The organism is Nostoc cf. commune SO-36 (assembly GCF_023734775.1).
Taxonomy (GTDB): domain Bacteria; phylum Cyanobacteriota; class Cyanobacteriia; order Cyanobacteriales; family Nostocaceae; genus Nostoc; species Nostoc commune_A.
In genome coordinates this window covers 2,838,405-2,851,550 of the sequence record NZ_AP025732.1, presented here as the reverse complement: position 1 = coordinate 2,851,550, position 13,146 = coordinate 2,838,405, and the positions used below count along the sequence as shown (strand labels likewise).

Below are 13,146 nucleotides of genomic sequence, written 5' to 3'. Positions count from 1 at the left end.
TCTGGCACTCTAGATGCCTAGCATATAATAATCATCCCTATTTTATCGAACCCTCACCTCAGATGAACATTTATTATAGTTAGGGCTAACCAAAAGATACGGTGAAACAATAGAGAATTACTCATGTTCGATCGCACCGCCCAGGCATGAGAAAATCAGATAATACAATCGCAACAGTTGCGATGATGGCACGGAAGGAAAAAAGATGTCAGAGAATTTGAGAAGCCAAATTGTAACGCAAGGGGTGCAGCGATCGCCTAATCGAGCTATGCTGCGTGCAGTTGGTTTTAAAGATGAAGATTTCAACAAAGCTATTGTGGGTATTGCCAACGGCTACAGCACGATCACTCCCTGTAATATGGGGATAAATCGACTGGCGCAAAGGGCTGAAGTGGGGATCAAAGCTGCCGGGGCGATGCCGCAGATGTTCGGCACAATTACCATCAGCGATGGGATTTCGATGGGAACTGAAGGGATGAAATATTCCTTAGTGTCGCGGGAAGTCATTGCCGATTCCATTGAAACCGCCTGTACTGGACAAAGTATGGATGGTGTGCTAGCGATTGGCGGTTGTGATAAAAATATGCCAGGGGCAATGTTAGCGATGGCGCGGATGAATATCCCTGCAATATTCGTTTACGGCGGCACAATTAAACCCGGTCATTATAACGGACGCGATTTAACTGTTGTCAGTTCTTTTGAAGCTGTTGGTCAATACAGTGCTGGAAAAATTGACGAAAAGGAATTATTAGAAGTTGAAAGCCGCGCTTGTCCTGGGGCTGGTTCCTGTGGGGGAATGTTCACGGCTAACACCATGTCTTCAGCATTTGAAGCAATGGGGATGAGTTTGCCCTATTCCTCAACAATGGCAGCCGAAGATGCCGAAAAAGCTGACAGTACCGAAAAATCGGCGTTTGTGTTAGTCGAAGCTATTCGCAAACAAATCTTGCCCAGCCAAATTATCACCCGCAAATCGATAGAGAATGCTATCTCTGTAATTATGGCGGTGGGTGGTTCAACCAATGCGGTATTGCATTTCTTAGCGATCGCTCGTGCTGCTAATGTAGAATTAACAATAGACGACTTTGAAACAATCCGCGCCCGTGTTCCCGTTTTGTGTGATTTAAAACCAAGCGGTAAATATGTGGCTACAGATTTGCACAAAGCTGGTGGCATTCCCCAAGTAATGAAGATGTTACTTGTGCATGATTTATTGCATGGTGATAGCCTCACCATTAGCGGTCAAACAATTGCAGAGATATTAGCAGACATCCCAGAAGAACCATCTCCTAATCAAGATGTGATTCGCCCTTGGAATAACCCGATGTATCCCCAAGGACATTTAGCCATCCTCAGAGGTAATCTGGCAACAGAAGGGGCTGTCGCCAAAATTACCGGCGTGAAAAAACCAGTAATTACCGGGCCTGCACGAGTGTTTGAATCGGAAGAAGCTTCTTTAGATGCAATTTTGGCAGGTAAGATTCAAGCTGGTGATATTCTAGTCATCCGCTACGAAGGGCCTAAGGGCGGCCCTGGAATGCGGGAAATGTTAGCTCCCACCTCAGCAATTATTGGTGCTGGTTTGGGTGATGCTGTCGCATTAATTACCGACGGGCGTTTTTCTGGCGGTACTTACGGCATGGTGGTCGGTCATGTTGCACCAGAAGCAGCAGTTGGTGGTGCGATCGCGCTTGTAGAAGAAGGCGATAGTATTACTATTGATGCGCCCGCTCGTTTATTGCAATTGAATGTATCCGAAGAAGAATTGGCACGACGACGAGCCAATTGGCAGCCTCCGGCTCCGCGCTACACTAAAGGCGTGTTGGCGAAATATGCCAAATTGGTATCTTCTAGCAGTATTGGTGCTGTGACAGATTTGGACTTGTTTTAGTTAACTTGACATAAAGTCAACTACCTACACTTACCTAACGGTAGAGTGTAGGTTTCCCAATTCATTCAAAGTGCTTTGCGTTGCAATTTTAGACTAGTGCTTAAAGTTAGAGAGGAGTTCTACTGCTATTTCTAGTACTTTTACTTAAAATTTGTGAGTTTTTGTAAAAATATTGAAGAAATATCAGGAAATTTACATAGGGGATATGATGTCAATATAGTTGACAGTCAACTGCCTAAAAACCGAAAAGGGTACAAAATGAGTTCTGAATCTAACGTCAAACTGACAATCGCTCTTTCTAATCCAGACTTAGATGCAGATGAGCAAGAACGCGAAACACGGAATCTGCTGCGAGAAATCAAAGATTTAGATATAGAAAGTGCTGAACTCGTAGCAGTTAGAGAAATACCCGAAGGCTCAAAGGCGTTAGGAGGTTTTCTGCTAGGGGTGTTGCAAGCTGAGGTGAGTATTGCCAATTTTAAGAAATTGTTGGGATTTTTGGGCGATCGCTTGGGTAATAAAACCATTGAATTGGAAGTTGAGGCTAACGGTAAGAAACTGAAGGTGAAAGCTAGCAGTCAAGAAGAATTAACAGTAGCGCTGGAAGCCGCCCAAAAGTTTATAACCGCAGGCTGAGAAATCTTATAACAAAAGATAGGATAGCAAGATGGCTAAGGTAGCACTACTAATAGGAGTCAGTGAGTATGAGCCTGGTCTTAACCCATTGCCAGCCTCAGTAAAAGATGTGCAAGCGATCGCTAAAGTTTTGCAGCATCCAGAAATGTGTGGATTTGCAGAAGCAGATATACACTTGCTGGAGAATCCTGATCCTCAGAGAATGCATGAAGCAATTGAAACATTGTTTAGCGATCGCCGCAAAGAAGACCTCATATTGCTTTACTTTTCGGGTCACGGTATTAAAGATGAAAGTGGCAAACTTTACTTAGCAACTAGCCTGACTCGCAAAAATTCTCAAGGGCGGCTCGTCAAGGCGACAGCAGTTCCAGCTAATTTTATTCATAATATTATGAGTGATAGCCGCAGTAAGCGACAAGTCGTAATTCTCGACTGTTGTTTTAGTGGCGCATTTGCAGAAGGCTTATCAGCTAAAGATGACGGTTCTGTAGATATTCATACTCAATTGGGAGGTGAAGGGCGAGTTATTCTCACCTCTTCTACTTCTACACAATATTCTTTCCAACAAGAGGGAGACAATCTCTCAATTTATACTCGTTATGTCGTCGAAGGTATTGAAACAGGAGCAGCAGATCAAGATAATGATGGTGTAATTTCCATAGATGAGCTGCATGAGTACGCCAAAAAGAAAGTTAGAGAAGCGGCTCCCGCCATGCAACCAGAAATCTATGCAGTTAAGGAAGGTTTCAAAATTCGTCTTGCTAAAGCACCTATTGGCGATCCTAAATTAAGATATCGCCAAGAAGTTGAGCTTTTTGCCAGTCGTGGTGTAATTTCTGCTATTGGACGCAATACCTTAGACTTGAAAAGGCAAAGTTTAGGATTGTTACCAGAAGAAGCAACCATTATTGAAACTGAGGTTCTCAAACCCTACCAAGAATACCAAAAAAGATTGCAGCAATACGAGCAAGTATTAATTGCGGAGATTAAAAAGAAATATCCTCTGAGTGACGAAACTCGTAACGAGTTGAAATCTTTTCAAGAAGCTTTAGGACTGAGAAATCAAGATTTAGAGCCAATTTTAGTCCGTGTTGCGCCCAAAGAAGTTAAAAAATTTGTGTCTAATCAAAGTTATACTCGCAATTCCAAGTGGGCGATCGCAACTATTGTTACAGGGATTCTTCTCTTTGCTGGTTTTGCTTCATGGAAATGGAGTATTGGTTATCAAGAACCTCAGCCTTTGCTGACAACTTCAAATTCTCAAGACGATGGAAGTCAAACAACAATAAAGCCAGAATCAACCCAAACTAAGACCACTGAACCCAAACCAACCCAAACTAAGACAACCGAACCCAAACCAACCCAAACTAAGACAACCGAACCCAAACCAACCCAAACTAAGACAACCGAACCCAAGCCAACCCAAACTAAGACAACCGAACCCAAGCCAACCCAAACTGAGACAACTGAACCCAAGCCAACCCAAACTGAGACAACTGAACCCAAGCCAACCCAAACTGAGACAACTGAACCCAAACCACCCACACCAGTTATTCAGCAACAAGACTGCTTACCTTATAATCCAACTAACCTTCAGATTGTGAATGAAGGTGTTAGTGGTTGGTTGTTAACCGATGGTCGCTCTCGAATGCTGATCTTGGATAATGAAGCAGATGCAAAGAACGCTCTAGCACTAGCTCAACGACATACAGCACACTGCTTTTTAGGTCGTAACAACACTCGCCCCGATCGTCGCAGCTACATAGTGAATTATTGGACAGGAAATTCAGATATTAATACTACAATCCAGCAACCAGACTGCTTATCCTATAATCCAGCTAATCTCAAGATTGTAAATGAAGGAGATAGTGGTTGGTTGTTGACTGATGGTGGCTCTCGAATGGCGATTTTGGATAATGAAGCAGATGCAAAAGATACTTTAGTACTCGGTCAACAAAACACAGCACAATGCTTTATCGGTCGAAACAACACTCGCTCTAATCGTCGCAGCTACATAGTGAGTTATTGGCAAAAATAAGGTAATATTTTAAGAAATATCAGAAATTTTGTGCCAATTAAACCTTAATTTTGCAGCTTTAGTTAATAGCGATGCCTACGGCGGTAAACTACGCACTGACTCATTCTGATATTTCCAAATAGCGATCGCACCAGTTTTTAATTTATAACAACTTGATAAACTCATCAACAGTTGACCCAACCTGTCTAAATAATTGCCCGTAAAGTTCCTTTGTCTAATTCTTGATGATTTGGAACTACCACTTCAGCAAATGGTTCATCTCGACGTAAAATAATGTGGCTTCCACGTTGTCGTAAAAGATCAAAACCAGCCTTCCCCAAAGCTTTAATACATCCTTGACCAGAAATTATTGGCAACTTGCTTATACATTGACTAAAACTGTTTCCAAGTTATCTTCTGGAATAGGACGACCTTCTTCTTTTAATACTTCAATATATAATTCAATAGCTTCCTTGATATTGCCAATAGCTTCTGTTTTCGTTTTTCCTTGGCTGAAACAAGCAGGTAAGCTGGGACATTCAGCCACCCAATAACCATCTTCTCCTGGATAGATAATAACTTGTCTTTTCATCTATTAATCCTACAAATCAAAACTGTAGTCCAAACAAATCAAAAAAGCCAAAATTCACAACATATCTGGATTTTCCCCCAGTTCTCTTAATCTAGCCGCTAAACGAGCCACCTGTGCAGCCGCCGCTTCCTCTCGTACAGCAGCCGCTTCTGCTTCTGCAAGTGCGGCTTGTGCTTGTGCAACTGCAATTTCTGCCTGCGCGACAGCAGCTTCTTCTGGTAACAAAACCAAATTGCCAGCCACATCATAAAAGCGCAACCATATCGCCGTTTCTCTATCTATTGTTCCCTCACTCATCCCCAACCAAAAACCTAAACGCTTACACCATAACCACCCGCGCTCATTTGGTGTTAAAGGCTGATACTGCTGATTATCATCTAAATGCCATCCCTGCAAAGAATTAGGGTCAAAGGGGTCATAGACGAAATAATCTGAGGTACGGAAAGTTTGTTCGTAAAGATTTTTCTTAATACCATTGTCTATTGCTGCCGTGGATGGTGACATTAATTCCACGATTACATCAGGATAGCGACCGTTTTCTTCCCAAACTACCCAGCCTTGCCTAGAGTTATTGCCGTCAACATTTAGCACTGTAAAGAAATCTGGGCCTCGGAAATCACGGTTACGAACCTGGGTGCTGCTGTAGTAAATAAACATATTGCCGCCAGCAAAAAAATCATTGCGATCGCCCCAAGCTTGATGCAATGACCGAATCAACACATTCATGGCAATACGGTGGCGATTTGATTCCAAGGGTTCACCATCATCAAAAATTAAATCTGTTGGAGGCATGGGGGGTTCCCAGTCCACAATGGCTGCTGGATTTGTCTCAGTAGTCATGAGCGATCGCCTTTCTGAGAAAGCCTTAGATTTTTATCATAAATTATTCTTCACAACAATAAAAATCAAGACATCTTAGACATTGCATTTTCCGTATGTAATCTGTCTTTAGCTTCTCCAGCAAAATTCCCGCTATTTCCGGTAAAATCAAGTTCTGAGGACTGTGGATTTGGGAGAAATTTGGGGTGGCTACACTTGGCGTTAACATTGACCACATCGCCACTATCCGGCAAGCACGGCGGACAGTGGAACCAGACCCCGTAGCGGCGGCGGTGCTGGCAGAATTAGGCGGTGCAGATGGAATTACAGTGCATCTGCGCGAAGATCGGCGGCATATCCAAGACAGGGATGTACAAATATTGCGGCAAACAGTGCGATCGCATCTTAATTTAGAAATGGCCGCTACAGACGAAATGCTAGCGATCGCTCTCGATATCAAACCAGATTACGTGACCTTAGTCCCCGAAAAGCGCCAAGAAGTCACAACAGAAGGCGGACTAGATATTGTCCTGCAAATTGCTAGAATAGGTGAGATAGTCGATAAATTGCAAAGCGCTAATATTCCAGTTAGTTTATTTATCGATGCAGAAGCTGCACAAATTGAAGCATCTGTCAAGGTGCAAGCGCAGTTTATTGAATTGCACACCGGACAATACGCTGAGGCTAAGGATGAAGCAAATCGCCAGCGAGAATTAGCCATATTAGCGAAAGGTTGTGAACAAGCGATTCAAGCTGGATTGCGAGTCAACGCTGGTCATGGACTCACCTACTGGAACGTCTATCCGGTGGCTACGCTTCCGGGCATAGAAGAACTGAACATTGGTCATACCATCATCAGCCGGGCAGCATTAGTAGGTATAGAAAGGGCAGTCCGGGAGATGAGGCAAGCTATAAAAGGGGATGGGGCATAGGGCATGGGGCATGGGGTATTAGGCAGAGGGGAAACACTTACAACAACCTCCCCTCTATTCCCCCTGCTTCCCCTGCTCCCCCTGCTCCCCCTGCTCCCGTATCTTAAAAGAGGGGTTGTCACTGCGAAATCTAGAAATTGGGATCAAATCTTCAGCAAAAACTTCTATGAGCGCAACACAATCTAACAACCTGCCACTTTGGGTACAGGATCGAGATCGAGTGATAGCAGAAAGCACTGATGTCGAGTGGCGTTATCAGATACCGCCTGATTATTCCCGTTCCAAAGAAAATCTCGCTAAAGAAAGTATCTACAATCACCTTGAAGGTACACTAGAAGCGATCGTGCAAAACTTAGTGCGAACCTTCGAGATGGAGGTATCCTTCAAAGCTAACCCTCAACAGTGGTTATCTATTGTTAATGAAAACTTTCGGGTGAGTACCAATGGCGGAGTAGAGTATACCGCAGCAGATTTATCAGTTCAAGGTACTTACAATTTATTTATGGCTGATTCAGAACACTACAAGGCTTCAGAAGAAAGCTTTGAATCATCCGCAAAGGTCTTCCACACAACATTTCCCCAGGGATTTCCTTGGGAAGTACTGGAAGTTTTCTCAGGGCCTCCAAATGTCACATTCAAATGGCGGCATTGGGGACATTTTAACGGAGAATATAAAGGCCATGCACCTACTGGAGAGACAGTAGAAATTATCGGCATGAGCATTGCAAAAGTTACCGATGACTTGAAGGTTATTTCCTTAGAACACTACTTTGACAATAATCTGTTCTTGGAAAAGCTAACATCTGGTGGCAAACAAACCAATGCTGAAAACCAAAAAAGTGCTTGTCCGTTCAGTTCTTGGTTCAAGAAATCTCACAAAAGTTAGCTTGTAAGGGTACAGAGTGCAGCACTGTGCCCTTAAATTATTCACATAGCAACCAAAGGATGAAAATGCAAACATACTATTACGTTTTGGCTAGTAAACGTTTTCTTCTCGAAGAAGAACCGATACACGAAGTTATTAAAGAACGTACCCGTTATTACCACGAACAAGAAAAACAAATAGATTTTTGGTTGGTTGAACAACCAGCTTTCTTGGAAACACCGCAGTTTAAAGAGCTAAAGGCAAAGTGTCCTCAACCAGCAGTGGCGATTATTTCTATTAATCCCCAATTTATTACTTGGTTAAAACTGCGTTTAGAGTACGTCATCACAGGAGAATTCCAGGCTCCTTCTGAAGCAATACCAGATGCTTTGGCATCGTTAGCTACCGTATCTTAGGAATGGGGCATGGGGCATGGGGCATTGGGATTAGGTTAGAGGTGACAGGTTATAGGGAATAATCTGTACCCTCTAACCTGTAACCTATTCCCTTCTTTACTTCCCACTTTCTAATTTTATTTTTGAGTAGCAAAATATATTTTTTGACACTCTTTTTATTCCCATACTGAACTAACTAGGTTTTTATCTTTTTTCTTATAAAATCTTCTAAGACACCTTGATTTACATAATCTAACTTTTGTGCGTAGATTTCAGACTTTACCAAGTGTTTTAGGATTAGCGATGGCAGGGTTGATTGGTGGCATAAGCTCTGTCTTTGCCCAACAAGCCATTCCCTCTTGTCAACCACCAAATGCGGGTGAGTATCTTTTATTAGTAGTCAGTCCCACAGCAAATAATCAAAAGCAGTTGCGTAGTGCCTTACCACCTGAACTTAAAACCATCACCTGCAAATATCTCAACGAAACTGTGACGCGAGTAGGGGGCTTTAACAAAATCGATGATGCTAATCGTTGGGCGAGATATGTCAGCAATATTGTTGGCTTGTCTGCCATAATTACCACTCGACCAACAACACCAGATGTGCAAGCACAAACACAGCCACAGCCACAGAGGCAGGCACAGCCACCTCAGCAAACACTCAGCTATAATCCTCAAGCCTTAGGAGAGGGTTATGCAGTGCTGGTAGATTATTACAACCGTCCAGAACTAGTAAATAGTGTGCAGCAAGCAGTAGGAGGTAACGTCGGTTTTGTTTCTTATGGACAACGCCCTTACTTGCTGGCAGTTTATACAACTAACCAAAGTGAAGCTTACAACACATTGCAGAAGCTAAACAATGGCGGTTTCGTTGCCAGCATCGTAGATAGTCGTAAGGTGATTTTGCTGCGCTCAACTGTGCGGTTGTAGTCATTAGTCATTAGTCATTGGTCATTAGTTAATAAACTGTGGGCTGTAGACTATTGACTAATAAGCAGACCTAGCTAACCAATAGATGGTTATGCCCAAAGCCGACCCAGCGATTACCTGAACTGGTGTATGTCCGAGTAATTCTTTCAAACGGTCTTGGCTAAAGTCTGGTTTTTCATGAAATAATTCATCAATCATTTGATTGAGGATACGAGCTTGCTTACCTGCCGCTTGACGAACTCCGGCTGCATCATACATGACGATGATGGCAAAAACGATCGCAACGGCAAAATCAGGAGATGCCCAGCCCAGTGTTTGCCCTACACCTGCGGCTAAAGCTGTAACCAGAGCCGAATGGGCACTGGGCATACCTCCGGTTGTCACCAAAACACGCACATTCAGTTTGCGATTTTTGACGATCTCGACTACGAGCTTTAATGCTTGAGCAATTAAACAAGCTACCAGAGCAACCAGCAGCACCCGGTTGTCTAAAATGTTGCCTATGTCCTGCATGGTATTTTGGTTAGGTTAGTAAATATTAGCAGCAGTTGTTGGTTGAGGAAACATTTAGATTCAACCTAAAATTCAAAATTCACTTAGTACATCACGATGGAAACACAGCCATTATTCAAAATCACCCAAAAGCTTACTTGATAAACTTTTCGAGTTTTGAATTCTGCTTGCAGGTGTAGTACAGCATGGCATCAATAAACCACCCATTTAAAACCAATCAAACGCTTACGCTATAGAAATTACGAATTCCCCAAAACGTTATTAGTTATTGCGGCTGGTAATAAAATGAGCGATCGCTTGGAGTTGTTTGGCTTTGTCTCCAAATGGTTCTAATTCCACACAAGCTGCTTTAACTAGCTCTTGAGCTTTTAAGCGCGATTCCTCTAGCCCCCAAAGGCTAGGATAGGTCACTTTCTGGGCTTTTTGGTCTTTGCCAGCAGTTTTACCTAATTGCTCTTGGGTAGAAGTGACATCTAAAATATCATCGATAATTTGGAATGCTAGCCCAATATTTTGAGCATAACGGGTCAGCCGTTGCACATCTTCAGGTGATGCCCCAGCGATGATCCCACCACAAACTACGCAAGCTTCCAAAAGAGCGGCTGTTTTGTGTTTATGAATGAAATTTAGGGTTTCTAGGGAAATATCTGGTTTACCTTCTGACTCTAAATCGACAACTTGACCGCCGACCAAGCCAGCTGCCCCCAGCGCCCGACCAAGACGGGCAATTACCTGCAAGACTAGCTCTCTAGGAACGTTTTGGGGGGTTTCAATGGCAACAAACTCAAAAGCGAGAGCTAATAAGCCATCGCCAGCTAAAATCGCCACATCTTCGCCATAAACTTTATGATTCGTCAGCTTTCCACGACGGTAATCGTCATTATCCATCGCTGGGAGGTCGTCATGAATCAACGACATTGTATGGATCATCTCCACCGCACAAGCCGTTGGCATGGCCATCTCAATGGTTCCACCCATCATTTCACAGGTAGCAAGGCAAAGAATAGGACGTACACGCTTGCCTCCAGCTAATAACGAGTAGCGCATCGCCTCATAAATCTTTTCTGGATAAATAATTGGGATAGCCTGATCCAAGGCAGTATCACAAAGCTTTTGTCGCTCTTTTAGATAGGCTGCTAAGTTAAACGTGGCTTCCTCTGGTGGTGTCTTTTGAACGTTATCAGTTGCTACCATGCTTTAAATCCTAACATTTTGCGATTTTCGTCTCATACGTCACAATTTTAAGGTGCTGTGGCGCTGAAAAAATGAAGAGTTTGGGAGTTAGAAGTTAGGAATTAGCAGTTAGAAGTTAGGAATTAATAACTCTTAACTTTTAACTCATCACTTTTAACAAACTTTGGGGGTTTAAGTCCCCAGCAAGACAGGCAGCCCGTTTTGTGTCGGGGTCTAAATTCCCGTCACAAAACGTAATTGCGAATTGCGAATTGCGAATTGCGAATTGTTTTAACTCATCACTCTTTTTGTTCTCTTGCTGCTCTAGAATAGCTAGCAAATGTATTTTGCAATAGTATGGCGACAGTCATAGGGCCAACACCACCAGGAACGGGGGTGATAAATCCTGCTACAGCAGCAGTTGATTCAAAATTGACATCGCCAATTAAGCGACTGTTGCCACTAGCATCGGTGACACGATTCATTCCCACATCTACCACAACAGCACCCGGTTTCACCATATCAGCAGAGATCAGTCCGGGACGACCTACTGCTGCAATTAGAATATCAGCATTTTGGGTGATGGTTTTAAGATCATGCGATCGCGAGTGAGCGATCGTAACTGTGGCATCAGCTTCTAGTAGCATCAACGCCATTGGTTTACCTACCAAAATACTACGTCCCACGACTACTGCCTGTTTTCCCTGTAAAGAAATCTCATATTCTTCCAAAATCCGCATTACACCAGCCGGGGTGCAGCTACGTAACCCTGTTTCTCCGCGTACTAATCGCCCCAAGTTGACTGGGTGTAGGCCATCAGCATCCTTATCGGGATCAATTTGATGTAGCAGGGTTACAGCATCTAAGTGGTTAGGTAAAGGCAACTGCACAAGAATGCCATCCACCCTTTCATCGTGGTTGAGTGCAGCAATTACCTCTTCTAATTCTCCAAGGGTTGTTTGGGCGGGAAAATGTTTGCCAAAAGAAGCAATACCAACTTTAGCGCAAGCTTTTTCTTTATTGCGTACATAAGCTGCTGACGCTGGGTTATCACCAACCATCAACACTGCTAAACCAGGGGGTCGTCCAATTTTCGGTTGTATTTGTTTAATGGCAACAGAAAGTTCTTGCTGAATTTTTGCTGCTATTGCTTTACCATCAAGGAGTTTGGCAGTTTTTGTTTCCATGAAAATTCCCAGCTATATTCGTCTTTTCTCGAAAGTCCAAAGTAAAAATATTGATTTTTAAATATTGACTTTCTACTATTATTGTGTTGCTGTTTGATGTCGTAGCGTTTCTCTCACAGTAAATCCATAATCTTTATTTTCTCAGATCAACGTCATCATCTGAAGAATAAAGAATTGGGGAGTGGTGAGTAAATAAGGGAATAGGGTACAGGGTAGAGGGTACAACAGATTATTCCCTACAACCTGTCACCTGTCACCTCTCCCCTAATCCCAATGCCCAAAATAAATAAATCGGTGACTTTCATGCGACAAACGAAAAAATTGTTCCTTTCGTTCTTGTATAGGCACAGTATTATTCCTTACCGCCTGGGGTTAGCTGTTTTGCTGGTAGGGGGGCTTTGTAGTTGTGGTAACTTGACATCGCCTAACTTAAGTAAAAATGGCTTACAAATTGGTACAAATGTCACCCAAATTGGAAAAATTAAACCAAAACAAGACAATCAGGCTATAGTTTACATCCAAGGTCAGGTAGAAAAGCAAGCTCCCATGATCAAACAGTGGGCTTATGAAATAAGTGATTCAACTGGCAAAATTTGGGTTGTCACCAATCAAAAGAATCTAGGTGAGGGTTCACAAGTGGTAATTAAAGGTAAAGTTCGCTACCGAAGTATTCCCTTAGCTGGCAAAGAATTGGGGGAAGTCTATTTAGAAGAAGAGTAATCAGCAATTACAAATAAAGATATGAACAATGAACAGGTGCATGTTGCGATCGCAATTCTCTACCAAAAAAACAATTTTCTCATGCAACTGCGCGACAACATCCCCGGTATTCTCTACCCTGGTTACTGGGCGCTGTTTGGTGGTCACATCGAACCTGGGGAAACACCGGATATCGCTGTAAAACGAGAAATTTTAGAAGAAATCGGCTATGATTTCCCGTCCTTTGTTGAATTTGGCTGTTATCGTGACGAAAGAGTTGTACGTCACGTCTTTCATGCACCACTCTTGGTGGAATTAAATCAACTGGTTCTAAATGAGGGCTGGGATATGGGGTTATTCACCCCAGAAAATATTCGCCAAGGTAATTGTTATTCACAAAACGCTGGCGAAATTCGACCCTTAGGGGCAATGCATCAGAAGATTATGTTGGATTTTATTGAGAAAAATCCAACATAATTTGGGGATTAGTCATTTGT

General features: G+C 42.9%; 15 protein-coding genes. 9 read left to right on the top strand and 6 right to left on the bottom strand.

Features of this window, described 5'->3' with window-relative positions; all coding sequences use genetic code 11:
* The first annotated feature begins 205 nt into the window (after positions 1-205).
* The 3 genes from ilvD (at position 206) to ANSO36C_RS12585 (ending at position 4,565) form a co-directional block, all read left to right on the top strand.
* Entirely contained in the window at positions 206-1,891 is a 1,686-nt protein-coding gene (gene ilvD / locus ANSO36C_RS12595; protein ID WP_251959804.1) for a dihydroxy-acid dehydratase, read from the top strand.
* A gap of 258 nt (positions 1,892-2,149) precedes the next feature.
* Entirely contained in the window at positions 2,150-2,527 is a 378-nt protein-coding gene (locus ANSO36C_RS12590) for a hypothetical protein (RefSeq protein ID WP_251959803.1), read from the top strand.
* Between the two features lie 31 nt (positions 2,528-2,558).
* Positions 2,559-4,565 carry a caspase, EACC1-associated type gene (locus ANSO36C_RS12585; RefSeq protein ID WP_251959802.1) on the top strand — a complete coding sequence of 669 codons (2,007 nt, stop codon included), beginning with the start codon at positions 2,559-2,561 and terminating at the stop codon, positions 4,563-4,565.
* 185 nt (positions 4,566-4,750) lie between these two features.
* Here ANSO36C_RS12585 and ANSO36C_RS12580 read toward each other — a convergent pair whose 3' ends face one another.
* The 3 genes from ANSO36C_RS12580 to ANSO36C_RS12570 are packed head-to-tail and all read right to left on the bottom strand — an operon-like array spanning position 4,751 to position 5,976.
* The gene (locus ANSO36C_RS12580) at positions 4,751-4,921 is read right to left on the bottom strand and encodes a type II toxin-antitoxin system HicA family toxin (protein ID WP_251959801.1); all 171 of its coding nucleotides are present in this window, start codon (positions 4,919-4,921) and stop codon (positions 4,751-4,753) included.
* A gap of 5 nt (positions 4,922-4,926) precedes the next feature.
* Positions 4,927-5,136 (bottom strand): type II toxin-antitoxin system HicB family antitoxin, encoded by a 210-nt coding sequence (locus ANSO36C_RS12575; protein ID WP_251959800.1) that lies wholly within the window; start codon positions 5,134-5,136, stop codon positions 4,927-4,929.
* A gap of 54 nt (positions 5,137-5,190) precedes the next feature.
* Positions 5,191-5,976: a Uma2 family endonuclease gene (locus ANSO36C_RS12570; RefSeq protein ID WP_251959799.1), complete on the bottom strand. Its 786-nt coding sequence runs from the start codon at positions 5,974-5,976 to the stop codon at positions 5,191-5,193.
* 185 nt (positions 5,977-6,161) lie between these two features.
* Here ANSO36C_RS12570 and ANSO36C_RS12565 point away from each other — a divergent pair, with 185 nt between their 5' ends.
* The 4 genes from ANSO36C_RS12565 to ANSO36C_RS12550 all read left to right on the top strand — a co-directional run bounded on the left by ANSO36C_RS12565 (position 6,162) and on the right by ANSO36C_RS12550 (position 9,077).
* Entirely contained in the window at positions 6,162-6,887 is a 726-nt protein-coding gene (locus ANSO36C_RS12565; protein ID WP_251959798.1) for a pyridoxine 5'-phosphate synthase, read from the top strand.
* A 166-nt stretch (positions 6,888-7,053) separates the two neighbouring features.
* Positions 7,054-7,773 (top strand): nuclear transport factor 2 family protein, encoded by a 720-nt coding sequence (locus ANSO36C_RS12560; protein ID WP_251959797.1) that lies wholly within the window; start codon positions 7,054-7,056, stop codon positions 7,771-7,773.
* A gap of 65 nt (positions 7,774-7,838) precedes the next feature.
* Complete coding sequence (locus tag ANSO36C_RS12555) at positions 7,839-8,168, top strand: MgPME-cyclase complex family protein (RefSeq protein ID WP_251959796.1); 330 nt, start codon at positions 7,839-7,841, stop codon at positions 8,166-8,168.
* Between the two features lie 240 nt (positions 8,169-8,408).
* Positions 8,409-9,077, top strand: coding sequence for a hypothetical protein (locus ANSO36C_RS12550; protein WP_251959795.1), 669 nt, complete (start codon positions 8,409-8,411; stop codon positions 9,075-9,077).
* 57 nt (positions 9,078-9,134) lie between these two features.
* Here ANSO36C_RS12550 and ANSO36C_RS12545 read toward each other — a convergent pair whose 3' ends face one another.
* From ANSO36C_RS12545 to folD, 3 genes are all read right to left on the bottom strand, one after another.
* On the bottom strand, positions 9,135-9,590 hold the full coding sequence (locus ANSO36C_RS12545; RefSeq protein ID WP_190939008.1) for a divergent PAP2 family protein: 456 nt from the start codon (positions 9,588-9,590) through the stop codon (positions 9,135-9,137).
* Between the two features lie 261 nt (positions 9,591-9,851).
* Positions 9,852-10,784 carry a geranylgeranyl diphosphate synthase CrtE gene (gene crtE, locus ANSO36C_RS12540; RefSeq protein ID WP_251959794.1) on the bottom strand — a complete coding sequence of 311 codons (933 nt, stop codon included), beginning with the start codon at positions 10,782-10,784 and terminating at the stop codon, positions 9,852-9,854.
* A 278-nt stretch (positions 10,785-11,062) separates the two neighbouring features.
* Entirely contained in the window at positions 11,063-11,950 is an 888-nt protein-coding gene (gene folD / locus ANSO36C_RS12535; RefSeq protein WP_251959793.1) for a bifunctional methylenetetrahydrofolate dehydrogenase/methenyltetrahydrofolate cyclohydrolase FolD, read from the bottom strand.
* 303 nt (positions 11,951-12,253) lie between these two features.
* On the opposite strand from folD, the gene ANSO36C_RS12530 reads away from it, so the two are divergent.
* Positions 12,254-12,670, top strand: a complete 417-nt coding sequence (locus ANSO36C_RS12530; protein ID WP_251959792.1) for a hypothetical protein — start codon at positions 12,254-12,256, stop codon at positions 12,668-12,670.
* 21 nt (positions 12,671-12,691) lie between these two features.
* Entirely contained in the window at positions 12,692-13,126 is a 435-nt protein-coding gene (locus ANSO36C_RS12525; RefSeq protein ID WP_251959791.1) for an NUDIX hydrolase, read from the top strand.
* The last annotated feature ends 20 nt before the right edge of the window (positions 13,127-13,146 follow it).